The organism is Clostridium sp. UBA4548, assembly GCF_002387895.1.
Classification (GTDB): Bacteria; Bacillota; Clostridia; order Clostridiales; family Clostridiaceae; genus Clostridium_J.
Genome location: NZ_DGLI01000018.1, coordinates 1 through 23,603 on the forward strand (window position 1 = coordinate 1; position 23,603 = coordinate 23,603).

At 31.6% G+C, this 23,603-nt stretch carries 22 protein-coding genes; 17 read left to right on the forward strand and 5 right to left on the reverse strand.

Going from position 1 to position 23,603, the window contains the following annotated elements; translation table 11 throughout:
- Nucleotides 1-273 precede the first annotated feature (273 nt).
- From B3040_RS06235 to B3040_RS06270, 8 genes are all read left to right on the forward strand, one after another.
- Nucleotides 274-1,938 (forward strand): glutamine--tRNA ligase/YqeY domain fusion protein, encoded by a 1,665-nt coding sequence (locus B3040_RS06235; protein ID WP_291571279.1) that lies wholly within the window; start codon nt 274-276, stop codon nt 1,936-1,938.
- A gap of 377 nt (nt 1,939-2,315) precedes the next feature.
- Complete coding sequence (locus B3040_RS06240; protein ID WP_291571281.1) at nt 2,316-2,480, forward strand: hypothetical protein; 165 nt, start codon at nt 2,316-2,318, stop codon at nt 2,478-2,480.
- A 290-nt stretch (nt 2,481-2,770) separates the two neighbouring features.
- On the forward strand, nt 2,771-4,060 hold the full coding sequence (locus B3040_RS06245) for an NCS2 family permease (protein ID WP_291571283.1): 1,290 nt from the start codon (nt 2,771-2,773) through the stop codon (nt 4,058-4,060).
- A gap of 269 nt (nt 4,061-4,329) precedes the next feature.
- Nucleotides 4,330-4,521 carry a ferredoxin gene (locus B3040_RS06250; protein WP_017415037.1) on the forward strand — a complete coding sequence of 64 codons (192 nt, stop codon included), beginning with the start codon at nt 4,330-4,332 and terminating at the stop codon, nt 4,519-4,521.
- 539 nt (nt 4,522-5,060) lie between these two features.
- Complete coding sequence (locus B3040_RS06255; RefSeq protein ID WP_291571287.1) at nt 5,061-6,212, forward strand: DUF3798 domain-containing protein; 1,152 nt, start codon at nt 5,061-5,063, stop codon at nt 6,210-6,212.
- A 169-nt stretch (nt 6,213-6,381) separates the two neighbouring features.
- A complete protein-coding gene (locus B3040_RS06260) occupies nt 6,382-8,010 on the forward strand; it encodes a sugar ABC transporter ATP-binding protein (protein ID WP_291571291.1) in 1,629 nt (542 codons plus the stop codon).
- Nucleotides 7,997-9,043, forward strand: a complete 1,047-nt coding sequence (locus B3040_RS06265) for an ABC transporter permease subunit (protein WP_291571293.1) — start codon at nt 7,997-7,999, stop codon at nt 9,041-9,043. The genes B3040_RS06260 and B3040_RS06265 overlap by 14 nt, the downstream gene beginning before the upstream one ends.
- On the forward strand, nt 9,036-10,292 hold the full coding sequence (locus tag B3040_RS06270) for an ABC transporter permease subunit (protein ID WP_291571296.1): 1,257 nt from the start codon (nt 9,036-9,038) through the stop codon (nt 10,290-10,292). The genes B3040_RS06265 and B3040_RS06270 overlap by 8 nt, the downstream gene beginning before the upstream one ends.
- Nucleotides 10,293-10,365: 73 nt before the next feature.
- Here B3040_RS06270 and B3040_RS06275 read toward each other — a convergent pair whose 3' ends face one another.
- Nucleotides 10,366-12,381 carry a sensor histidine kinase gene (locus B3040_RS06275; RefSeq protein WP_291571298.1) on the reverse strand — a complete coding sequence of 672 codons (2,016 nt, stop codon included), beginning with the start codon at nt 12,379-12,381 and terminating at the stop codon, nt 10,366-10,368.
- A 153-nt stretch (nt 12,382-12,534) separates the two neighbouring features.
- Here B3040_RS06275 and B3040_RS06280 point away from each other — a divergent pair, with 153 nt between their 5' ends.
- Nucleotides 12,535-13,677, forward strand: a complete 1,143-nt coding sequence (locus tag B3040_RS06280) for an ion channel (RefSeq protein ID WP_291571300.1) — start codon at nt 12,535-12,537, stop codon at nt 13,675-13,677.
- Nucleotides 13,678-13,948: 271 nt separating this feature from the next.
- Entirely contained in the window at nt 13,949-15,568 is a 1,620-nt protein-coding gene (lexA, locus tag B3040_RS06285) for a transcriptional repressor LexA (protein WP_291571302.1), read from the forward strand.
- Between the two features lie 107 nt (nt 15,569-15,675).
- Here lexA and B3040_RS06290 read toward each other — a convergent pair whose 3' ends face one another.
- On the reverse strand, nt 15,676-15,951 hold the full coding sequence (locus tag B3040_RS06290) for a hypothetical protein (RefSeq protein WP_291571304.1): 276 nt from the start codon (nt 15,949-15,951) through the stop codon (nt 15,676-15,678).
- A 151-nt stretch (nt 15,952-16,102) separates the two neighbouring features.
- Between B3040_RS06290 and B3040_RS06295 the strand changes: the two genes are divergently transcribed.
- The 3 genes from B3040_RS06295 (at nt 16,103) to B3040_RS06305 (ending at nt 18,912) form a co-directional block, all read left to right on the forward strand.
- Nucleotides 16,103-16,639 (forward strand): hypothetical protein, encoded by a 537-nt coding sequence (locus B3040_RS06295; RefSeq protein WP_291571306.1) that lies wholly within the window; start codon nt 16,103-16,105, stop codon nt 16,637-16,639.
- Between the two features lie 467 nt (nt 16,640-17,106).
- On the forward strand, nt 17,107-17,544 hold the full coding sequence (locus B3040_RS06300; protein ID WP_291571308.1) for a MarR family winged helix-turn-helix transcriptional regulator: 438 nt from the start codon (nt 17,107-17,109) through the stop codon (nt 17,542-17,544).
- Nucleotides 17,545-18,912: an MATE family efflux transporter gene (locus B3040_RS06305; RefSeq protein WP_291571310.1), complete on the forward strand. Its 1,368-nt coding sequence runs from the start codon at nt 17,545-17,547 to the stop codon at nt 18,910-18,912.
- 139 nt (nt 18,913-19,051) lie between these two features.
- Here the strand turns inward: B3040_RS06305 and B3040_RS06310 are convergent, their stop codons facing one another.
- From B3040_RS06310 to B3040_RS06320, 3 genes are all read right to left on the reverse strand, one after another.
- On the reverse strand, nt 19,052-19,333 hold the full coding sequence (locus tag B3040_RS06310; protein ID WP_291571312.1) for a hypothetical protein: 282 nt from the start codon (nt 19,331-19,333) through the stop codon (nt 19,052-19,054).
- 245 nt (nt 19,334-19,578) lie between these two features.
- A complete protein-coding gene (locus tag B3040_RS06315; RefSeq protein WP_291571323.1) occupies nt 19,579-19,905 on the reverse strand; it encodes a YmaF family protein in 327 nt (108 codons plus the stop codon).
- A 128-nt stretch (nt 19,906-20,033) separates the two neighbouring features.
- Nucleotides 20,034-20,321, reverse strand: a complete 288-nt coding sequence (locus B3040_RS06320) for a hypothetical protein (RefSeq protein ID WP_291571314.1) — start codon at nt 20,319-20,321, stop codon at nt 20,034-20,036.
- A 367-nt stretch (nt 20,322-20,688) separates the two neighbouring features.
- On the opposite strand from B3040_RS06320, the gene murI reads away from it, so the two are divergent.
- The 4 genes from murI to B3040_RS06340 all read left to right on the forward strand — a co-directional run bounded on the left by murI (nt 20,689) and on the right by B3040_RS06340 (nt 23,554).
- Entirely contained in the window at nt 20,689-21,462 is a 774-nt protein-coding gene (murI, locus tag B3040_RS06325; protein WP_291571315.1) for a glutamate racemase, read from the forward strand.
- A gap of 380 nt (nt 21,463-21,842) precedes the next feature.
- Nucleotides 21,843-22,298 carry a hypothetical protein gene (locus B3040_RS06330; RefSeq protein WP_291571318.1) on the forward strand — a complete coding sequence of 152 codons (456 nt, stop codon included), beginning with the start codon at nt 21,843-21,845 and terminating at the stop codon, nt 22,296-22,298.
- A 314-nt stretch (nt 22,299-22,612) separates the two neighbouring features.
- On the forward strand, nt 22,613-23,128 hold the full coding sequence (locus B3040_RS06335; RefSeq protein WP_291571319.1) for a peptidylprolyl isomerase: 516 nt from the start codon (nt 22,613-22,615) through the stop codon (nt 23,126-23,128).
- Between the two features lie 30 nt (nt 23,129-23,158).
- A complete protein-coding gene (locus B3040_RS06340; protein ID WP_291571321.1) occupies nt 23,159-23,554 on the forward strand; it encodes a DUF3783 domain-containing protein in 396 nt (131 codons plus the stop codon).
- Nucleotides 23,555-23,603 lie beyond the last annotated feature (49 nt).

A 23,603-nucleotide genomic window follows, 5' to 3' on the forward strand; every position in this document is an offset into this window, starting at 1 on the left:
AACTTTAACTTGACTCAAACAGTTTACTTAAGGAATAGCATAACTGAAGGTTTTATGGTATATTTAAACTTATGTAAGATTGCTAAAGGATTCTAAGCCAAGGACTAATTATGTTGATTTGTTAAATCTTCAGGAAAAATAAGTTGGATTTACATACTATTATAACTTTAGGTTTGGTTCCTTAGAGTAAGGGTTGCAATATGTTTTAAAATGATAAATACCTTGTAAACAAGACAAGGTTAAACAGAATAATAAAAAAAGGAAGTGAATTAAATGGCAGATAACTATACAAGTACTTCGTCAAACTTTATTAAAAGAATTGTGGTGGACGACCTACAAAGTGGCAAGCATAAGGAAATTATAACTCGTTTTCCACCAGAACCAAATGGTTATCTACATATCGGTCACGCAAAGTCAATAGTATTAAACTTTGAGTTAGCTGATGAATTTAAAGGAAAAACAAATCTTCGTTTTGATGATACAAATCCAGTAAAGGAAGATACAGAGTACGTAGAATCTATTAAAGAGGATGTTAAGTGGTTAGGATTTAACTGGGATAACTTATTCTTTGCTTCAGATTACTTTGAAGAAATGTACAATAGAGCAATACTTTTAATTAAAAAGAGTAAAGCTTATGTTTGTGATTTAACTCCAGAGGAAATCAGACAATATAGAGGAACTTTAACTGAGCCAGGAAAAGAAAGTCCATATAGAAATAGAACAGTAGAAGAGAACTTAGATTTATTTGATAGAATGAGAAAAGGTGAGTTTAAAGATGGAGAGAAGGTTTTAAGAGCAAAAATTGACATGGCTTCTCCAAATATTAATATGAGAGATCCAATTATTTATCGTATTTCTCATGCTACTCATCACAATACAGGAGATAAATGGTGTGTTTATCCAATGTATGATTTTGCACATCCATTAGAAGATGCTATTGAGGATGTAACACATTCTATTTGCACTTTAGAATTTGAAGATCATAGACCACTATATGATTGGGTGGTTAAAGAGTGTGAAATGGGAAGTCAGCCTCAACAAATTGAGTTTGCAAGACTTAATATGACTAACACTGTTATGAGTAAGAGAAAGCTTAAAGCTCTTGTGGATGCACAAGTAGTTGACGGATGGGATGATCCAAGAATGCCAACTATAGCTGGATTTAGAAGAAGAGGTTTTACTGCTGAAGCGATTCGTAATTTCTGCAGAGAAATTGGGGTTGCTAAAAATGATAGTGTGGTAGATGCTCAAATGCTTGAATACTTTATAAGAGAGGACTTAGGTCCAAAGGTTCCAAGAACTATGGGAGTTTTAAGGCCATTAAAGGTAGTTATAACAAACTATCCAGAAAATGGTGTTGAAATGTTAGATATAGAAAATAACCCAGATGATGAATCAATGGGAAAAAGAAAAGTTCCTTTCTCAAGAGAGATTTATATAGAGCAAGATGACTTTATGGAAGAGCCACCTAAAAAGTATTTTAGATTATTCCCAGGAAATGAAGTTAGACTTAAAGGAGCATATTTCATAAAATGTAATGACTTTATAAAGGATGACAACGGAAACGTGGTAGAAGTACACTGTACTTACGACCCAGAGACAAAGAGTGGAACTGGCTTTACTGGAAGAAAAGTTAAAGGTACAATTCATTGGGTAGATGCAAAGTCAGCAATACCTGCAGAGTTTAGACTATATGAACCACTAATCTTAGATGAAAATCAAGATGATAACAAGGATTTTCTACAAAATGTTAATCCAAACTCCATGGAAGTTTTACAAGGTTATGTAGAGCCTAATATGAAGGAAACAAAGAAGCAGGATAAGTTCCAATTCTTCAGACATGGATACTTTAATGTAGATAGTAAATACTCTACTGAAGATAAACCAGTGTTTAATAGGATTGTGTCCCTAAAGAGTTCCTTCAAAATTGAAAAATAATAATATAATACAAAATTAATTATTAAAACGGTTTACTTCATAGGGATTTAAAGTTAAAACTTAACTTTAAATCCCTTAAAATTTTTAAAGGGAACTATAAGCTTTTATTTTTCCAAATCCATATCCACGTAACATAAAATAATTAATAATAAACACATGAAATTAGTGGGCGATTTATATGAATTATAAATTAGTAGTGATAATTTAACAGCTATAAATAAACCTTTTCTTCAAATACTATAGATATGAAATCTAAGTTAAAATCTTTTACTTTATTAGTAAGGATATTGCTTTGATTTTATCTAGACCTTAAAGTTGAAGTGTAATATTTCATCTTTAAAGAACTATAAAGTATAACTTACGAGGAGGTTTTTTGTATGAGAAAAATGCCAAAAGGAATGCACGAAGATGCTATAGAAGCGACTAAGAATTTATTGAGAGAAAATGTAGGTATGGACCAAATAGGTGCTATAACAGGATTAAAACCTGAAGAAGTACAAGAAATACAAAGAAAAAATAATATAAAGGGAATAAAATATTAAAAGTTAAGAACCTTTAAATTATTTTTAACTAGGTGGAGTTTTTTCTAGAAGTTTGATATAATACTACTTGCATTAATTAAAGATAAAAGAGATTTTGTAGAATAAAACTTTCGCTTTATTGAAGAGGAAGCTAGAATACAAAAATAAACTTTGAAACAAAGATAACTTTGAAAGGAGTGTAACCTTCTTTCAAAGTTATTAATTAATATGAAGTTTTTTTCATTGTTTTACCTTGATTAAGTTTTAGTTAGTGTGGGTGGGAGAGGGATTCAAGAAAAGGAAGTAATACTTTGAATAGGTTATTTAAAGTTAAGGAAAGTAACTCTACCATTAAGAAAGAAATAATAGGTGGATTAACTTCTTTTTTTGCTGTAGTTTACATCGTAGCAGTTAATTCATCTATCCTATCTGATGCTGGTGTTCCTATAGAAGGAGCAATAATAGCCACTGTAGTGTCATGCTTTGTGGGCTGTTTATTAGTAGCTTTAATGGGAAACTCCCCAGTAATACTTGTTCCAGGCATGGGGATTAATGCATTATTTTCTTACACTATAGTTCAATCTATGGGGTTAAGTTGGCAACAAGCTTTAGGTACTGTTTTTATGTCAGGTATTTTATTTTCTGTGGTAGCCTTTACTAGGTTATCTAAGATTCTTACAGAAGCAATACCAACTTCTTTAAAGGAGGCCATTACTGTAGGTATTGGTATACTAATTACCTTTATTGGTCTTCAAAAAAGTGGCATAATAATTCCTAATGAGGCTACTTTTGTAGTTCTAGGAAATTTCAAGGATCCTAAGGTTTATGTAACCTTTATTAACCTAGTAATAACTCTTTTTCTCTTTATAAAAAATGTACCAGGAAACTTTTTAATAAGTATGGTTCTCGGAACTGTGGTATCCATGTTTTTTGGTGTGGTAAGTTTGCAGGATTTTACCCTAAATGGTATAAATCTTAAAGCCTATGGTGAAGTTTTAGGTGCCATGAGTTTTAGTGGGATTTTCACCTCTACATTTTGGATAGCTACATTTTCATTATCACTGGTATTAGTTTTTGAGAATTTGGGTTTATTACATGGACAAGTAAATATAATGCTGAATCAGCCAGAGAAGTATAATAAGACCTTTAGAGCTATAGGAATTTCTGTTATTGCTTCAGGATTTTTAGGTACAAGTCCCACTGTAACTTCTATTGAAGGTGCTGCAGGGATGGCTGCTGGCGGAAGAACTGGATTAACTTCAATAGTAGCAGGGTTAGCATTTTTGGTATCTTTACTATTCATACCAGTTATTAAAACCATACCAAATACTGCAATAACTCCTATATTAGTTATTATCGGTGGACTTATGATTAAAAATGTAACCCATATTAATTTTGAAGATTTTACAGAAGGGTTTCCAGCATTTTTGACCATAGCTATGATTCCATTAACCTTTAGTATAGTAGATGGTATGGCTTTTGGATTTATTGCTTATCCAGTAGTAAAGCTGTGTGCTAGTAGTGGTAGTAAAGTTAGAATACCTATGTATTTGATATCTTCAATGTTTTTGATAAACTTTATACTACACATTATAGGTTAAGGCATTAAAAAGTAAAAATTTATTTTAATAATTTAAATTAAGAACCTCCACTATCTTTAGTGGAGGTTTTTTTTATAAGTAAACATATAATGGTTATTAAAAATAAAGAGTACAAGGCTAATGAATTTCATATAAATTTTTACAAATAAGAATAAAAACTTAAGCATAAAGGTATCCTAAGAAATAGGAATAAGTCTATTTTAAAAAGTTTATAAGTTGTAAAGGTTAATAGACTTAAATATTTTTACATAAAATTGGAGGTTATGAAAATGAAAGCAGCAGTTAATAAAGATGAATGTATTTCTTGTGGTTTATGCCCAAGTCTTTGCCCAGAGGTTTTTGAATTCGAAGATGACGGAAAAGCTGGTGTAGTTGTAGACGTAGTACCAAAGGAAAGTGAAGACTGCGCAAAAGAGGCAGAAGCTAGTTGTCCAACAAGTGCTATTGAAGTATCAGAGTAATAGCTTAATTGTGTATGAGTTTACCAATGAAATTTCAATAATGAGGTTATCTGGATTTCAGATGATTTTACTTATAAAGTAGTAACTTCATTGGAACTTGTATAATTGATAAATATTAAGTATGTGCCTAATCCTTTGAAAATCAACGAAGAAAAAAGCTTCGTTGATTTTTTTGTATAAAAATATAAGAGAAAGGGTTTTAACTAGCCATTAACTATATGCAAATTTTAAGGTTGGATTTTTGTTTGTAGGCAATTATGGGAGAATTTTAATAAATACTAAAACTTTGAGGAACTTTGATGATTAATATTAAAATAAATATAATATAAATTTTAATATAGAAGAATAATTAGTGCTAATTTTTAAAAATATGTAAAGTTTATGAGGATTTTTACAAAGTAAAACTAAATAATAATGAAGTTTATAGGAATTTTATTAAATTAATTAAACTATTATTAATAAAATGTTTCGACTTTAAACATATTCACATTTATAGGTAAATATATTTATACTATTAAAAATTATAGGGGGCGAATATATTGTTAAAAAAAGTTCTTGCAGGGGTTTTAACTGGATTAATGGTTTTAGGAATGGTTGGCTGCGGTCCTAAAAGTCCAGTAGAAGGTGGAGGCACTGCTAAAAATGACAAGTATAAAATAGGAATTATAACCGGTACAGTTTCTCAAGGAGAAGAAGAGTACAGAGCAGCAGAGAAAATGAAGCAAAAATATGGAGATAAAATAGTGCTTCAAACTTATCCAGACAGTTTTATGAAGGAGCAAGAAACAACAATAGCTAATACATTAACTTTAGCATCAGATCCAGAAGTTAAGGCTATAATATTTGTTCAAGCAGTACCAGGAGCATCTGCTGCTATTGATAAGGTTAAAGAAAAAAGACCTGATATGCTTTTTGTTGCAGGGGTTCCAGGAGAAGATCCAGCAATGATAGCTGGAAAGGCTGATGTAATTTTACAAGCTGATGAGCTTGGAATGGGTAAAACAGTTATACAGCAGGCAAAAAAACAAGGAGCTAAGACTTTTGTTCACTACTCTTTCCCAAGGCATATGTCTTACGAATTACTTGCTCAAAGAAGAGATTTGTTCAAAAAGACTTGTGAAGAGTTAGGATTAAAATTTGTTGATGCAACAGCACCAGACCCAACTGGAGATGCTGGAGTTCCAGGAGCACAACAATTTATTCTTGAAGACGTTCCAAGAAAGGTTCAAGAGTTTGGAAAAGATACAGCATTCTTTAGCACAAACTGTTCAATGCAAGAACCACTTATTAAGTCAGTATTAGCACAAGGAGCTATATTCCCACAACAATGTTGTCCATCACCATACCATGCTTACCCAGGAGCACTTGGAATACAAATTCCAGATGATAAAAAGGGTGATGTTCAATTTATAGTTAAGGAAATTGAGAAGAAAATTGCAGAAAAGGGTGGCAAAGGTAAGTTCTCAACTTGGCCAGTACCTGTAAATATGTTATTCGTTGAAGCAGGAACAGAATATGCTATGCAAGTTCTAGAAGGTAAAACTAAGGGTAAAAATGACAAAGCTAAGTTAGAGGAAACTATTGCTAAGATTTTAGGGAGCAAGATTAATGTATCACCTTTAAAAGATGAAAAAGCTAATAAGACTTACGATAATTATTATTTATTATTATCGGATTATATAAACTTCTAAAAATAATTCTGAATTTTCTAAAAAATAGTAAGGATGTAGATTTACTACTTTTAGAAGAAAAATAAGGTTAGTAATTTTTTAACTATGCTTTAGAAGGGAAAAGCCTAAAGAATTAGTTTCATCAGGTAGAATCCCTTCTAAAGTATTAAATATACGAGGAGGGGGAAGCATGGAGAAAAAATATGTGCTCCGTATGGAGAACATTGAAAAAGAGTATTTTGGAAACTCGGTACTTAAAGGTGTTAGTTTAAATATAAAACCTGGAGAAATTCATGCACTACTTGGGGAAAATGGTGCAGGTAAGTCTACTTTAATGAATATTTTATTTGGAATGCCTGTAATTCATTCTACAGGCGGATTTAAAGGACAAGTGTATTTAAATGAAGAGCCTATAGCTATAAAATCTCCAAAGAATGCCATGGACTTAGGGATTGGTATGGTACATCAAGAGTTTATGCTTATTCCAGGTTTTACAGTGGCTGAAAATATAAAAATTAATAGAGAAATTACTAAGAATTCTGTTATCAGTAGAATATTTGGGGAAAATTTAAAAACCCTTGATTATAAAGCTATGAATAAGGATGGTAAGGAGGCATTAAAAACCACTGGAATTGGTATTGATGAGCTTGCTTATGTTTCTAGTCTTCCAGTAGGTTATATGCAGTTTGTTGAAATTGCAAGGGAGATAGATAAGAAGAATATTAAACTTTTAGTGTTTGATGAACCTACAGCAGTTCTTACAGAAAGTGAAGCTGAAACGTTAATTGCTGCTATGAGAAGTATTGCTAACAGTGGAATCGCTATTATATTCATAACACATAGACTAGATGAGGTTATGGAGGCAGCTGACAATATTACAATTTTAAGAGATGGACAGCTTGTTGCTACAGTAGAAAAGAAAAATACTAATGTAGTTCAGCTTGCTGAGTATATGGTTGGAAGAAAACTTGAAATTATAAGAAAAGTAGAGGAGAAAAAAGAGTCAGAGGGAGAAGTAATTTTAAACATTGACAATCTAGTGGTAGAAATGCCAGGGGAGAGAGTAAAAGGAGTAAGCCTTCAGGTTAAAAAAGGAGAAATCTTAGGTATTGGTGGCCTCGCTGGTCAAGGTAAAATTGGTATTGCAAATGGAATTATGGGACTTCATAAAGCAAGTGGAGAAATAACTTTAGAAGGGAAACCTTTAGTTTTAAATTCGCCCAAGGAGTCACTAGAAAGCAAACTGGCCTTTGTTTCAGAGGATAGAAGAGGAATTGGTCTTCTTCTTGATAATTCTATAGAGCTTAATATAGCAGTAACCTCCATGGAGATAAATGGAGAGTTCTTTAAAAACTTTGGACCTATAAAGGTAGTGGACTCTAAAAGAGTTAGAGCTTATACAAACTCTATGATTAAAGATTTAGATATAAGGTGCACAGGACCTACTCAACTAACCAGAAGGCTTAGTGGTGGAAATCAGCAGAAGGTGTGCATTGCAAGGGCTTTAACACTAAATCCAAAAGTGCTGTTTGTATCTGAACCTACTAGAGGAATTGATATAGGAGCTAAAAAGTTAGTATTAGATACCCTAGTGAAACTTAACAAGGAAAAAGGCATGACCATAGTAATGACCTCTAGTGAGCTTGCAGAATTAAGGTCAATTTCCGATAGGATTGCCATAATCACAGAGGGCAAGGTAGCAGGTATATTAAAACCAGAGGCTCCTGATGCAGACTTTGGACTTTTAATGTCTGGCTTAAACACAGATGTAAAAATAGAGGAGCAAAGGGAGGTGGAAGAAAATCATGGAGAAAGTTAAGGATTTTACTAATAAAGTCGGATTACCGAGGTTAATTATAGGTGGATTTTTCATACTACTATGCATTCTAGCAATTCCTATGAAGTTAAATATGGGTACTCTTTTTTCGGATATCTTAGTTAGATTTGGAATGAATGGAATACTAGTACTTGCTATGGTTCCTGGTATTCTTTGTGGAATAGGTTTAAACTTTGGTCTACCTATTGGGCTTCTTGCAGGTATTTTAGGAGGGTTAATTAGTATAGAAATGAACTTAAGGGGGTTTCAGGCTTTCTTTGTGGGAACTATAATTTCTATAGTTCTTGCGGCAGTTTTAGGCTACCTTTATGGACTCTTGCTTAACAAGGTTAAGGGAGATGAAATGATGATAGGAACCTATGCTGGTTTTTCAGCAGTGTCCCTTATGTGCATAGGATGGCTACTATTACCTTTTATGAGTGAAGAAATAAAATGGCCTATAGGTCAAGGACTTAGAACTACCATAACTTTAGAGGGCAGGTTTGCTAAAATACTAGATAACTTCTTAAGTTTTAGAATAGGTGGAGTTACAGTTCCTACAGGCTTAATATTAATGTTTTTGGTATGTTGTTTAATAGTTTGGTTCTTCTTAAAAACCAAAACAGGAATTATGATGACTGCGGGGGGGAACAATCCAAAGTTTGCACAGGCTTCTGCTATAAATGTAGATAGAACTAGAGTTATTGGAACAACTATATCTACAGTTTTAGGAGCAGTTGGAATCATGGTTTACTCTCAAAGCTATGGGTTTATTCAGCTGTATCAAGCGCCTATGATGATGGGATTTCCAGCAGTTGCAGCTGTATTAATTGGAGGAGCTTCTACTAGAGGTGCAAAGATATCTCATGTTATCATTGGAACCTTCTTATTCCAAGGGCTACTTACGGTGGGACTTCCTGTTGTTAACTCTATGTTTACGGAGGGAAATCTATCTGAAGTTATAAGGATAATAGTTAGTAACGGTATTATAATTTATGCATTAACTAAGGCTAAAGGGGGTGGAGCTGATGCATAGTAAGGGATTATTTGCAAAGGCTAAAGACTATATATTTAATAATATGGTTACCATATTATTTATCATTCTTTGTTTATTGGGGTTAAATTTATCAGGACAGCCTTTAACCTTAGTTTTAGATGAACTTGTAAATAGAATTGCAAGGAATTTATTTATTGTGCTATCTTTAATAATTCCAGTTATTGCAGGGATGGGACTAAACTTTGGAATAGTTATTGGTGCTATGGCTGCACAAATTGTAATTATTGCAGTGACTCATTGGGGTATTGTAGGAATTCCAGGGTTCTTGTTGTGTGTAGTTTTAACTACTCCTATAGCTATAGTTTTTGGCTATCTTACAGGCAAGTTATTAAATATGACAAAGGGTCAAGAAATGATAACCAGTATGATTCTTGGTATCTTTGCAAATGGGCTTTATCAGCTTTTATTCCTGTTCCTAGTAGGAACTGTAATTCCAATGAAGAATCCGAAGCTTATGATTAGTGGAGGTGTTGGAATAAAAAACACTGTAGATCTAAATGGTGGTATAAAATATGCCCTGGATGACCTATGGAGACTATCTCTTTACGAATTAACCTACTATGTGGCATTAATTATAGGAATTGGGTTTATAGCTGTTACTATTTATAGAGCAGTAAAGAAAAAAGGTATTGTTAAAAAACACGTGGTTATGGCAGTGTTAAGCTTGGGTATAGTATTTATATGTCAAATTCCATCTATTGCAGCTGTGTTATTTTTCGTAAAAGTGCCTATGATTAGTATGGTTATATTAGTTATACTTTGCGCATTTAATGTGTTTATATTTAAAACAAAGCTTGGGCAAGACTTTAGAACTGTAGGTCAAAGTGGAGTAGTGGCGAATGCTTCAGGAATAAATGTAAACAAAACTAGAATTAAAGCTATAATTATTTCTACTGTTCTAGCAGCCTGGGGACAAATTATATTCCTCCAAAATATTGGAACCTTAAATACCTATGGAAGTCATGAACAAGTTGGTATGTTTGCTATAGCAGCTATACTAATAGGAGGAGCTTCCGTATCTAAGGCTACAAATAAACAAGCTTTACTTGGAGTAATTTTGTTCCATACTCTCTTTGTGGTATCGCCAACCGCAGGGAAGAATTTATTTAATAATGCTCAAATAGGTGAATACTTTAGAGTGTTTGTAGCTTATGGAGTAATTTGTGTATCCCTTGCTCTTTATGCTTGGAAGAAGATTGTAGAGGATAAAAGAGATTTAAAAATGTAGATATTAAAGATTAACTCCCTATGAAAAGTTCCTTTCATAGGGAGTTTTTTAACATATTTTATCTAATGATAATTTATATAGATTCATTAAAATCAGAGAACTCTAGAACTACTTTTTCATTATAGTTAGGATTTTCAATATCTAAAGAAGTAGTTGCAACTTCACTTTCTTGCATCGTAGTTACTGGAAGTTCAAATGTAAAGGTAGAGCCTTTTCCTTCTGTGCTCACAACATAAATACTGCCCTTATGAAGCTCTACTAGAGATTTTACAAGAGATAGTCCAATGCCACTACCTTGTTTATTTTTATGAAGTGAGCTATCTACTTGAGTGAATCTATTGAAGATTTCCTTCTGCATGCTTTTAGGAATTCCAATACCACTATCTTTTACAGAAATTTTTACTGAGTCTTTTGAACAATCCATATTAACAAAAATTGTTCCACTCTCAGGAGTGAATTTTGCTGCATTAGAAAGAAGGTTAAGCATTATTCTTTCTATTTTATCAGAATCTATGGGCATATAAAGCTCTTCTTCATTAGTATCAAAAACTAAATTTATTCCCTTTTGATCCATATACTCTGAAATGGAAAGAGTAATACCCTCAACTACTTCAATGATGTTTCTTGTTTCAAGTTGAAGATGAAAGAATCCTGAGTCAATTTTTGTTACGTCGATGAGATTATTTATTAATCTTAAAAGTCTATAGCCGTTTTGTTTAACATAAAAAGCCTTTTCCACTAAAGCTGGGTCTTTGAAGGTAATATCTCCCTTAGCCTTATGCATTTCTAAAAGCTGTAGCCCAGATAACATAACATTAAGAGGAGTTCTTAATTCATGAGATATATTAGCTAAAAACTCAGTTTTCATTTTATCATATTTTAAAACTTCTTCGTATCGTTTTTTCTCATAGTTTATTCTCGTAATGCTCCTAAGCTTTTCATTAGTCTGATAAATTATTATAATAATGCATATAACTATTAAAATTCCTAGAACAATCATAGTTGTGTAAAAAATGTTACTATTAAAAGTTGGCTGATTTTTAATAACACTATTTTGAGGAAGAATATTTTGGGAAATTTTATTTTTTACTAGCTCATAGTAATTAAAAACAAACATCCCACTAGTATCATGTACTGGGTGTATAGAATTAGGAGCTTCTCCCTTTAAAACTCTTAATGCAAGTTTACCTAATATCTTTCCATGTTCTGTTCCAGATAAAACATATCCTCCTATAATATTAGAGTCGAAATAACCTCCATTAGTAGAATAAATTGAACAATCAGAACAATTCTTAATTGTTGATATTACATCACCATAAGGTATTAGGAAGTTATCCTTAGTCTTAAAGTTTCCAACTAAGAGATGTACTTGTGGTGATGGAAGAGCTTCAAGCTTGGAAGAAATGTTTTCTAGATAATCATCTTTTATAAAATTAAACTTCACATTAGTAGACCAATAAGCTAAGGATGACTTTATGTCATTTTCTACAGTAGAGGAAAAAGCAGAGTTGTTTAATATTACATTAATTTGCTCTACGTTAGAGTGTGCACGTAACATTAAGTCTATTAATGAATTTATATTATAGTGTTCCACAACCCCTGTATAGGTATTGTAGGGGTAACGAAAAAGTTTGTTGGCACTATTTATGCCACCATAAACTACAGGAACTTCCCCAAAAATATTTTTACCGTGAGTAGAAAAGAAAGTTAAGGCTTCATCATCTATGACAATTACTAAGTCAAATTTAGTATTCTTGTACTTAAGTGTTAAAAGTTCCTCTTGAGCATCTGTATATTTCTTATCTTCGTTGGAAATAGCTAAGTATTCAACTTTATATATAGGTTGAATATTTTCATCCTTCAAAGATTCATACAATCCTTTTAGTACATTGGTTTCCCAATATTCATTTTGCTCATAGGAAGTAAGAACTAAGATATTTTTAACTTGACCTGTAAAGGCTGAGACGGGTTTAGAAGGACAAAAAATGTTTATGAATATAAATAATATAAGTAAAAATAAAGAATGTTTTAGTTTTAATCCACTTAATTTTGAATGCCGTCTTGTTAGAATTTTTAAATTCTTGTACATAATTTAAATGTCCCCCAGATAATTACAGTGTATGACAAAATTATATCATGAGTTATGGGGGTGAACACAAGAGGTTATGGCAAAATTTTAATTCAATTTATAACATTGTGAATATTTGCAATAAATATAGTGACATGGAGTGAATGCATGACTATGAAAAAACTTATACTGCAGTTATTTAAAACAAGGCATTTTCAAAAAACTACAAAGCCACTTAGTTATTTTAATATAAGGATAAAAAATATAACTCCAAACCATTTGTTAAGTATTGTTAACGCAAGAGTAGAAGGTAAGGAATTTAATAAGACTACAGGGGTATTAGAACTAAGTTTTTCAGATATAGCTTATATTGGGTGCACCTTTAAAGAAATAGAGTTTAAAAACATTAGGTTTTCTAATGTATTTTTTGAAAATTGTGTTTTTCACCTTTGTAAGTTTCAACGCTGTAATATTGGACACGAAAGTTTTTTGGAAATTTTTGGTGGAAATATTGAAAGAACTTCTTTTTATAAGTGTAACTTAAGTGGAATAATTATGAAAAGGTGTAAACTTAATGTTACTTCTTTTAAAGATACTTTTATGGCGAGATGCAACTTAATAGGAAATAGCTACAATGCTGTAAGATTTATTGATGATTGTAATCTTATGGAATGTGTAATTAAGGATACTAGTTGCTCTATGGATATATTGTTCTTAAATCAAAGAGGGTACACTAGAGTAAGTTATGGATCTTATATAGGACCTTTTAATTACAAGGACAACTATTATTGCCTAAGAAATAAATCAACCCATCCTTGTAGCAAGAAGGATTTAAACATAGCTAATAGCTATATGGCTTTCGGAAATCAATACCTTAAAAATGACATACAAGATAAGTATGGAGAGTGTTTTTATGAGAGTAAAAAAGCTAAGCACAGAACTTTACGAGGAATAAAAAAAATAGTGTCTACCTTATCAAATTTTGTGTGTGGTTATGGAGAAAAACCTTATAGGAGCTTTGGTGTTTCCTTACTTATAATACTTTTTTGTGCAGTGATTTATTTGTTTACAGGAATAGAAACTAAGACAGGCGTAATTGATTATCATGATTTATCTATGCCTAAGGGAGTTTTAGTTTTTTTAAAGGACTTTCTTTATTCCATTCATTTTAGTATAGTTACTTTTTGTACAGTTGGTTATGGAAACTTGGTTCCTCATAGTATGATAAGTATGTTTGTTGCTAACTTAGAAATTATAGCAGGAGTAATAATGGTAGCTATTTGGACTTCAACTTTAGTAAGAAAAATGACTAGATAAACTGAGCTGTGCCAATATATTCTAATGAGTTTAGAGAGAATTTATGGTATAATATGATATATAATTGTAACTTAGTGTCGTATTTTAGAATAGGTCCTAGCTAAAAGTTTATCTTGAGCGATGAGCTTAAAAATGAATTTATAATAATGACTAATTAAGAGTTTTTAACTAGAAAAATTAAGAGCAATTTACTAAAAATAAGTCCTTATTTAGTTATAAGGCTTAGTGAGAAGTTTTAGTAACAGTATTCGTTGTTCAAGGGGGTGAAGTTTTGAGACTAAAGCAAACTAACACAAGTAAATTTAAAAATGGAAGGTTTTTTATTCTTCAAGGAGAAGAAGGTACTGGAAAAACTTATGAAGCTATTAATAGGGCTGCTTATTTAAGTACAGACTATTGTTTATATAGTGATGATAATATATTATTTATAACTAATGATGAAAAGACCAGTATAAAGGAGACATACAATAACTTAAAGGATAATAGCAGTAATTTGACTTTTTTTAGCGCAATAAATAATTCCTTTGAAGTGCTATCAGTTAAGGAGTTAATCCATAACTATTTTAATAATTATAAGGATAAAACTAATAGGAATTATAGTTTTATTGAAGGTGTAGAAGAAAGAGAGAATATACTTTTAGAGGCTATGGCAAAAGTAAAAGAAAAACATACAAAGTCTAAGCTGCTAAAAAAAGAAAATATTAAATTTATTCTTGAGGAAATTGATTATATAAGAGCAAATCATTTAGATACAGTGGAACAATATCAAAGTTTTGTGAGAAAAGGAAGAGGAAAAAAGCTTCCTAAAAACTCTTCTTCTAGAGAGGCAATATATGAAGTTTTAGAAACTTATAAGGTTTTATTAGAAATGCATAATTGGGTGGATACACTTCATAAGGAGATGTTGGCTTTAGAAGCAGTAAGAAAAGTAGGAAGTAAGAAATACACACATATATTTATAGATAATAGTGAAACCTTATCAAAGCTGCAGCTTAAGCTGATTAGGGAGCTATTAGAGAATAAAACCTACAGTAACTTTACTTTAATTCTAAACAAAGTGGACAATCTTTTAGAGCATTCCTACTTTAATAGTCATAAGTCCATTAAGGATATAGATGATAATAAATATAAGACTATTAAGTTTAAAGAAAAGCTTGAAAATAGAGAGAGGTGTTTAAGCAAAGATCCTGGTGTAGAGGTTAGCATTAAGAAAGCTGTGACTAAGGAAGTGGTAGAGTTAAAGGATCATATCTCAAAGGTTGAAAGCTTTCATATTGATATGAGTGAAGAAGAAGTTTCTAATGAAAGTCTTACTCCTAAGGTTAAGCAAGTTTCTATAGAAACAAAAGGAAATGACGAGAAAAATAAAATGAGAAATTTATACATGGATTATTTTAATTATAAAGATATAAGACATAGAATGGAATATGACTTTGCAGTGGATAGTGGAAGCTCTAGAGAAGTAATACTAGATCCCAATGGAAGTGGAGAAACTCTCAGTGAGGATGAATTAAGAGCAGTACCTGTCTATAGTGACATTGCAGCAGGGGAGCCAATTCTTATTAGTGATGAGTTTGAAGGGAATTTCAGTGTTCCAACCTATTGGCTCAAGGGGGTAAAGGATGCCTTTATGTTAAAAGTTAAAGGTGATAGTATGATAGGAGCTAATATTCACGATGGTGACTATGTGCTTATAAGACAGCAAACCATTGCAAATAATAATGACATTGTTGCAATAGATTTAGATGGTAATGCTACTTTAAAAAGACTTTCCATTAAAAAAGATGGTATATTTTTAATTCCTGAAAATCCAAAGTATGACCCAATAAAAGTAGAAAGTGAAGATGCTATGATTATGGGAACGGCTATTGGAGTAATAAGCAGAAGATAAAAAATCCTCTGAGGACATTTCCTCAGGGGATTTTAGTTTTAGAAGTAGCTTGGAGCATTTTTACTCCAAGGAGCTTCCGCTAAGATTTGAATTTGACAATTGTTAAGTTAATTCTCATCTAAATCAATAATTATAATGTTACTTAATGTAAATAAGGTACAAGTATTTTTTTTCGCTGTGGATTCACAAGTTTTATTATTAGTGGGACTAGAAATAGAGTCATTCACATTATTACAAGTACAATTCTCACCACAATTGCAGCCACTGCCACAGTTACAGCTATCCTTCTTGCAAGTGTAATCACTGTTATTTTTACAGCTTCCAATTTTGCAATTACAGGTGTCATGGTCAGGGTTTAGTTGTGTATTATCCAGATTGCTCATTTTTTTCTTCTCCTTCATCTTACTGTAACTTATGGGTATACTATATACTATGGAAAAAGTGAAAATTTGCTTATGATAAATGGATTATTATAAGGTTTTTGCTGTATAATGGTATTAGCGTATAATCTATAATAAGAAGGGAAGATTTTTTATGTTACAAAGGATTAGATTAAATCTAGAAGCAGTGGAAGCTATGCTATATTACTGGCAAGCAGCTAGTGAAAAGGACAATATTGCAGAAAGCTTTTTTTATGATGTAGCTAACATGCCAGCATTAAGTGCGGCTTATGATGAAGAATTTGATGCAGAATCAGTTAGAAGAGCTTTAAGTGCTATAAAAAATAGAGAGCGTTTCACTGGCACTAAAAAAGAAAAGAAATTTTGGAACAATAATATGTGGATGATGGAGGATTTAGAATACACTAAGTCTATGGCGAATCCACTAAAGAGACTAAATTTAGATTCTTTAGTTTCAGAAGTTAAGGATGTTAAGGGTAGCGAGAACTTTGAAGAAATAGAAGTAATTTTCTCACCATTACACTCTGATGAGTATATAATTTTAGGAAACAAACTAATTATAAACTTCTTTAGAATAAAGCCAAGTGATGTAGATGAGAACACATATATTGGAGAAAAAGAGTTAAAAGAATATATAAAAGAAAAAATAAAAGAGTTATTAAGCAAGTAAGATAAGTTAACTTATAAGATAATTAATGAATATAAGGCAGTAATAAACATAAAGTAATTTAAGAAAATAATTAAATTAATATGTATGAGAGACTAGGATATAAAGTTATAATCCTGGTCTTTTCTATTACGGATAAATTTTAAATTAAGTATGGATTTTAGCAAAAGTTTGCAAGCTTCAAGTCGGCTAGCATCTATAAATGATAGTTGATTAAACTAGAAAAATTCCTTTGGTGTAACAAAGTACCTTTGTTTAGTCTGAAACTGCTTTCCAGGTTGTTAGACTTTATGCAACTTACTGGAACTTTAAAGAGCTGTTTTGTATACTTTCATAAACCCTTTAATGGCGGTTAAAGGCTAATAATCTACATGGAGATTTGTGAAAGATTTATTTAAGTAGATTTCACATTGACTTTTCAGTAATAAACTAATAAAATAATATAGGATTAGTTAGGAGGCTAAATAATTATGGAAGATGATGAATTAAGATTAGGCTATTGGCTTAAGCTTGTAACTAGAAAAATGACAGGCTACCATGATGCAAGACTTTTAAAATATAATATCACTAGTGCTCAACTTGGAGTGCTAATTGAACTTTGTGGAAGAGAAGGTCAATCTCAAAGAGAATTTCAGCAAATACTTGAGATTAAGCCTGCAACCTTTACTGGATTAGTATCTTCTTTAGAAGAAAAGGGGCTTATTAAAAGGATTCATGATAATGAAGATGCTAGGATCAATAGAATATATCTTACAGAGGAAGGAAAAGCCATAAAAGAAGAAAGTTTTAAGGAATTCCTCAATGCAAGGGATATAATGTTTAAAGGTTTTATGAAAGAAGAGCAACAATTATTAGTTTGCTGGCTAAGGAAAATATACAATAATTTAGAAGAAAGACAAGGTGATTAAATGGATAGAACAATGGAATTAGGACAAGGATCTGTAGGAAAGTTGCTTTTAAAGTTTTCCATTCCTGCAATTATAGGAATGATTGTAAATGCACTTTATAATATAGTAGATAGGATTTTTATAGGACAAATACCAGGGGGGGTTGGGGAACTTGCTCTTTCAGGAGTAACAGTAACTTTTCCAATTTCTACAGTAATTATGGCTTTTGGAATGCTAGTGGGAATAGGTTCAGCAGCATTAATATCCATAAGACTTGGGCAACAAAAGAAAGATGAAGCAGAAAAAATCCTTGGAAATGCACTTATATTGGTTATTATAATTTTAGTAGCTTTAGCAATAATAACCTTCCCATTTTTAGATAAGTTATTAGTTGCCTTTGGTGCTAGTGAGAATATTTTACCTTATGCTAAAGAATATATTCAAATCATTATAGCAGGTGGGGTAATTCAAAATATAGGCTTTGGTCTTAATGCAGCTATAAGATCAGAAGGAAACCCTAAGATTGCCATGCTTACAATGTTACTTGGAGCTATTACTAATACGGTATTAGACCCAATCTTCATCTTTGTTTTTGACATGGGGGTAGCAGGAGCGGCTATTGCTACAGTTATAGCTCAGCTTGCAAGTACAGTTTGGGTATTGTACCACTTTACAAAGGGAAAAAGCACACTTAAGCTGAGAAAAGAAAACTTTAAATTAGATAAAGAAATAATAAAAAACATTTTTGCTATCGGCATGTCTCCATTTTTTATGCAGCTTGCTGCAAGCCTAGTTGGAGTAATATCAAATAAAGCTCTTTTAACCCATGGGGGAGACTTTGCAATTGGTGCCATGGGAGTAATATCAAGTGTAGCAATGATGTGCTTAATGCCTGTATTTGGAATAAATCAAGGTTCACAGCCTATTATTGGATATAATTATGGAGCTAAAAACTATAAAAGAGTTAAGAAGGCATGGATGCTTGCGGTTATTGCAGCTGTTGCTATAACTACCACAGGGTTTTTAGTAGTAGAGCTTGCAGCCCCAAGTATTATAAGGATATTTAATAGCAATGCTGATCTTGTTGCAATTGGAACCCATGGCATTAGAATTTATCTTTCTATGCTTCCAGTTATAGGGTTCCAAGTTATCAGTACAAACTACTTCCAAGCAGTAGGAAAAGCAAAAATATCCATGTTTTTGAGTCTTGTAAGACAAGTAATAGTATTAATACCACTGCTTTTAATCCTTCCACCAATCTTTGGATTAAATGGAGTTTGGATTTCAGGTCCAACTTCTGATGCGGTTGCTTCTATAATTACTGTATTCTTTGTAATGAGAGAATTAAAGGAACTAAAGCAACAGGAGCTGGAAACTAGGGTAGCATAAAAAACTGAAGACTTTTAGACAGGATTTACTGAAGAAGTTTTACGAGAAAGTATAGAAATAGAGATAAACTAAAAGGTGTGCATTTGCACACCTTTTGCATTTTTTGTATATCAATTTACAATTCAATACAGAAAATCACCTAGTTAATCAATTTTTTCTTTAGTTTGTCTATTTTCTTTTCTAAAGTATGGATAGTTTTAAAGATATCTTCATACTCTTTAAGGTCAATGTCTCCACATTTATAATCTTCATATATTCCTGAACCAATGTCATAGAAGAGTTTTTTTATGTCTCCCTCTATGCTATGAATTTCATATTTTAACTTTGAGTTTTCAATAAGATTGTTAGTACCCTTTGCTAGTTCTTCTACTCCTTCAGATAAAGTACCTAATAGTTTATCCCAGTAGCTTCTATCCTTCATTTTCATCACCCTTTGTTGTTAATATTAGATTACAAAGTTTTACAGGTTCTTTAATTACTTAAAAGTTATAGAAGTCCCTAAATTATAGGAGTCCTATAGCCTTAATATATAAATATTCATCTTAGAGAGTTTATGTACCTTTCATAGCATCTTAATTCATATTATAAAGCCAATAATCATTGTAATGGTTGAAAAATATCGTGGAGATAAAAGGAAGGGGTTAGAATTCCTAACCCCTTGTCATATTAAATTAGCGGACTTTGTATTAATGTGGTAAAGATAAAATTATGAAAATGCCCATCATCAAGGGTTGTAATACCTTTAACTAAGTGAACATGTTTCCCATTTCCAACACTAATAGCTGGTCCTGTAACCATCCCTATTTCGTGATGATGATCAAAAAAGTCAGTATTAACTAATATATTGTGAATATGAGTGTTATCCATTAAAATTACTTCACTTGTAACTCCAGCAAAGCGATGATTATGCCTCTCTTCACCTTCTTCAGCTAGTTTAGTGCTTCCCAAAAATTCATGAACATGACTTTGGCAGCCATCATTTACATAGTCCATATTATCTTCATTTTCCCAGTGACAGTTAGACTCATAGCTAAACATAAAAAAACCTCCTTATTGTGGTTAATATATATTATGCAACTATGTATAGCTTGGCTACTTTTTTAAAAAAATGGAAGGATATATTACTCTAATCGGCGAGCTTTTCTTTTTTTATATGTTAACCAACCTATTTTTAGTGAGGAATATAATCCTACAGCTGCTGAACCATAAAAACCACCCATAAAAAGACCCGCACTTAAATCACCCCTATGGCTAAAAAATATTGATATTATAAAGCCAATCGCAGTTGCAAGGGTTGGAAAATATTTGCGTGGTATGGGAAATAACTTAAAACATTGTGTTAATATAACAGTTAAGGGAACTGCGATAATTGCATCCCAAAAGTTAGTTTGTATATCTGGAAAGTTCATTTTGATTGTCCTTTCATAGTTGATTCTTAAAGTTAAACATGTAAATATTATATGTTCTTCATAACTTAATATTATTTTTACTAGTATACCCCTAAAATAGAGAGATATTACTTTGTATTTAGAAATATCTTTATAGCATATCTTGGTAGAGATTCAAACGTCTTTTATCTATAATATATGGAGATAGCGAATATTTACCTTTTAATAAAAAAATAGCTGTAGTATCATATTATATAGAAAATAAATTTTAAACCTTATTACTATAAGGAAGTATCTTATTCTTGTATAGTGTTAAGATAAGTTCTTTTAATCATTTAATTTTAAGAATTAAAGTTTAAACATATAATTTTAGGATGGTGAAAATGGCATGGATAAAAAGAGTTTAAGTATAGGTTTTTTTGATTCTGGAGTTGGAGGCTTAAGTGTTTTAAGAGAAACTATTAAGCTTATGCCTAATGAAAATTATATATATTTTGGGGATTCAAAAAATGCGCCTTATGGAGTGAAAACTGTGGAGGAGGTGCAAAAACTAACCTTTAAAGCTATGGAGTTTTTAATTTCAAAAGGGGTTAAAGCTATTGTTATAGCTTGCAATACTGCAACCTCTGCGGCTATTGAGGAATTAAGAAGCTTTTATAAGGATATACCTATCATTGGAATAGAACCAGCATTAAAACCAGCAGTAGAGCTGAATAGAGAAGGTGCTGTGGTAATTATGGCAACCTCAATGACTTTAGCTGAGAAGAAGTTTAATGCACTTCAGGAGAAGTATAAGGAAGAAGCTAATATTGCACCTCTTCCTTGTGGAGGATTAGTGGAATTAATTGAAGATGGAAATGTAGAAGGAGAAGCGGTAGAAAGTTATCTTAGGGAAAAATTTAAAGAAGTAGACAGCAACAGAATAGGGGCAGTGGTGTTAGGGTGCACCCATTATCCCTTCGTAAAGGGAGTCATATCGAAGGTGTTAGGGGAAGATATACCTATAATAGACGGTAGTGACGGCACTTCAAGGCACCTAAAAAAGGTTTTAGAAGATAGTAATTTATTAAATCCTCAGGGTAGTAAGGGTACTGTGAACATATATAATTCTTTGGATAGTGAAGCTATAATTTCTTTAAGCTATAAATTATTAAACCTATAAGCTAACAATTAAGCATAATAAAGTGCAATTTTAAATAATTTAAGAAAATCCTTAACCAAAATAGCCCTAGTGGAATACTCTATAGTATAGACAAACTCTAAAGCTAGGAAGTTTTAATTTATAACAAGCTAGTAAAAAGTGAACTTACCTTTAAAGGAAAGTCACTTTTTTAGCTATTGTTAATGAGTAATTATATTTTCAGTAAGCTCATTACTAGCGGGATAATCTTGCAGTAGCTTCATTTTGATAGGAATTTTAGAGGGTATTTTTAAATCTAAAGGTTTTATCATGCAAAGGTTTTTCACATGAAGACTTTGAAATATATTCTTTCAAGGTAAAATTAAAATTTCTAGCAAAAATAAAAAAATAGGGTGATAAGGGTGAGGATTTTCAAATTTTCTAAAGAAAATAACCACGGTAACGATGGGGAGTTATTTGAAGTGAAAATCACTAAGGATAAGGAATTTAAAAGTGTGCTTCTTACAAATCCTACAGATAGCAACTGTATTTACATTATTGATAGGATTACGCTGATAAATAAACTTAATCTTAATGTATCTAGGCATAATGAAGTGAGATTTTATGGTTATGAGAATTTTAAAAGTGTAGATAGTGATTTTAGTTATGATTCCTTAAAAATTAAATTTAGATTACATGAAATAGAAAGTTCGGACAAGCTACTACTCCACAAAACTAGTATGATACAGGATTCTATTAATAATTTGATAGAAGAAGATTATTTTTTAGTATTACCAGGAGGAGCTCTTTCTATTGAATTTCCTAATGAGCCACGAGATGTTTCTTTTAATTTAGTGGTAGCAAAAGAAATGCTATAAAATTTAAAAATAGACCAGGAACATTACTTCCTGGTCTATTTTAATTAAATAAGGAATAGTTTCATAGGATTCAAGGAAGTATAACTTCTGTGAGGAATTAATTTTCTTTAATACAAGAAAATATGAAGGATATAGGGTAATTATCATTCTAGAATATTACTAAAATTTAAATATATTTAAAGATTATACTTGCATAATTATGGTATAATAAGTAATAAACTATAAAAGTGTACAAAAGATACATAATAGGTAAGAAGCTGTTGATTAAGTTGGCAGACCTAAAGAATTACGAGTAAGGAAAGGTAGGAATTTATATGAATCCAATAGTTACATTTGAAATGGAAAACGGAAAAATAATGAAGGCAGAATTATATCCAGAAATAGCTCCAAATACAGTTAAGAATTTTATAAGCCTAATAAAAAAAGGCTTTTACAATGGATTGATTTTTCACAGAGTAATTCCAGGCTTTATGATACAAGGTGGATGTCCAGAGAAAAGTGGAATGGGTGGTCCTGGATATTCCATAAAGGGAGAATTCTCAAGTAATGGGTTTAAAAATGATCTTAAACATACAACAGGAGTTCTTTCAATGGCAAGATCTCAACATCCAGATTCAGCTGGAAGTCAATTTTTTGTGATGGTAGCTAATTCTCCACATCTTGATGGACAATATGCTGCTTTTGGAAAGTTAATTGAAGGTCAAAATGTAGCAGATGAGATTGTAAGCACAAAAACAGACTTTAGAGATAGACCTTATGAAGAACAAGTTATGAAAGCAGTAACAGTAGATACCTTTGGAGTAGACTACGAAGAGCCAGAAAAATTATAAGCAGATCCTGAAATGGAAAAGGAGTAAGATATGAATTTGCTTGATAAGAAGGTTATTTTAACCTTTGCTTTAGATTTAGAAGAGATTGATACTTTAAATAGTCACTTTGAAAAACAAGGAGCGAAGCCTTGTGTTATAATAGAAAATTCTATGGCAGATAAAACTTTAGAGGAAATTCTAGAGGATAATGAGACAACAGAAGTAAAAAGAGAAGAACCATTGCCTAAAGAAAAAATTGTAATATTTAATGGGTTCGATGATGGAACCCTTCAAAGGGCAGTTACTGAAGTAAGGACTATATTATCAAGCCGTCCGATTTTAGCTACAGTAACTCCTATATCAATGACTATGAAATTTAAAGATTTATTAGAACATTTAGTTGAAGAAAGAGAATTTCATAGACAAAACTCCAAGAAAAAAAATTAACAGCTAAAGTCCCCTAGAATCTAGGGGAGTTAGAGTATAATTTTTGTAG

Coding starts and splice junctions, on each gene's coding strand:
- B3040_RS06240 (WP_291571281.1), top strand. CDS start 2,316: ATGAGAAAAATGCCAAAAGGAATGCACGAAGATGCTATAGAAGCGACT.
- B3040_RS06295 (WP_291571306.1), top strand. CDS start 16,103: ATGTTACAAAGGATTAGATTAAATCTAGAAGCAGTGGAAGCTATGCTA.
- B3040_RS06275 (WP_291571298.1), bottom strand. CDS start 12,381: ATGTACAAGAATTTAAAAATTCTAACAAGACGGCATTCAAAATTAAGT.
- B3040_RS06310 (WP_291571312.1), bottom strand. CDS start 19,333: ATGAAGGATAGAAGCTACTGGGATAAACTATTAGGTACTTTATCTGAA.
- B3040_RS06340 (WP_291571321.1), top strand. CDS start 23,159: ATGAATTTGCTTGATAAGAAGGTTATTTTAACCTTTGCTTTAGATTTA.
- B3040_RS06320 (WP_291571314.1), bottom strand. CDS start 20,321: ATGAACTTTCCAGATATACAAACTAACTTTTGGGATGCAATTATCGCA.
- B3040_RS06260 (WP_291571291.1), top strand. CDS start 6,382: ATGGAGAAAAAATATGTGCTCCGTATGGAGAACATTGAAAAAGAGTAT.
- B3040_RS06235 (WP_291571279.1), top strand. CDS start 274: ATGGCAGATAACTATACAAGTACTTCGTCAAACTTTATTAAAAGAATT.
- B3040_RS06250 (WP_017415037.1), top strand. CDS start 4,330: ATGAAAGCAGCAGTTAATAAAGATGAATGTATTTCTTGTGGTTTATGC.
- B3040_RS06270 (WP_291571296.1), top strand. CDS start 9,036: ATGCATAGTAAGGGATTATTTGCAAAGGCTAAAGACTATATATTTAAT.
- murI (WP_291571315.1), top strand. CDS start 20,689: ATGGATAAAAAGAGTTTAAGTATAGGTTTTTTTGATTCTGGAGTTGGA.
- B3040_RS06305 (WP_291571310.1), top strand. CDS start 17,545: ATGGATAGAACAATGGAATTAGGACAAGGATCTGTAGGAAAGTTGCTT.
- B3040_RS06300 (WP_291571308.1), top strand. CDS start 17,107: ATGGAAGATGATGAATTAAGATTAGGCTATTGGCTTAAGCTTGTAACT.
- B3040_RS06290 (WP_291571304.1), bottom strand. CDS start 15,951: ATGAGCAATCTGGATAATACACAACTAAACCCTGACCATGACACCTGT.
- B3040_RS06265 (WP_291571293.1), top strand. CDS start 7,997: ATGGAGAAAGTTAAGGATTTTACTAATAAAGTCGGATTACCGAGGTTA.
- B3040_RS06315 (WP_291571323.1), bottom strand. CDS start 19,905: ATGGACTATGTAAATGATGGCTGCCAAAGTCATGTTCATGAATTTTTG.
- B3040_RS06280 (WP_291571300.1), top strand. CDS start 12,535: ATGAAAAAACTTATACTGCAGTTATTTAAAACAAGGCATTTTCAAAAA.
- B3040_RS06335 (WP_291571319.1), top strand. CDS start 22,613: ATGAATCCAATAGTTACATTTGAAATGGAAAACGGAAAAATAATGAAG.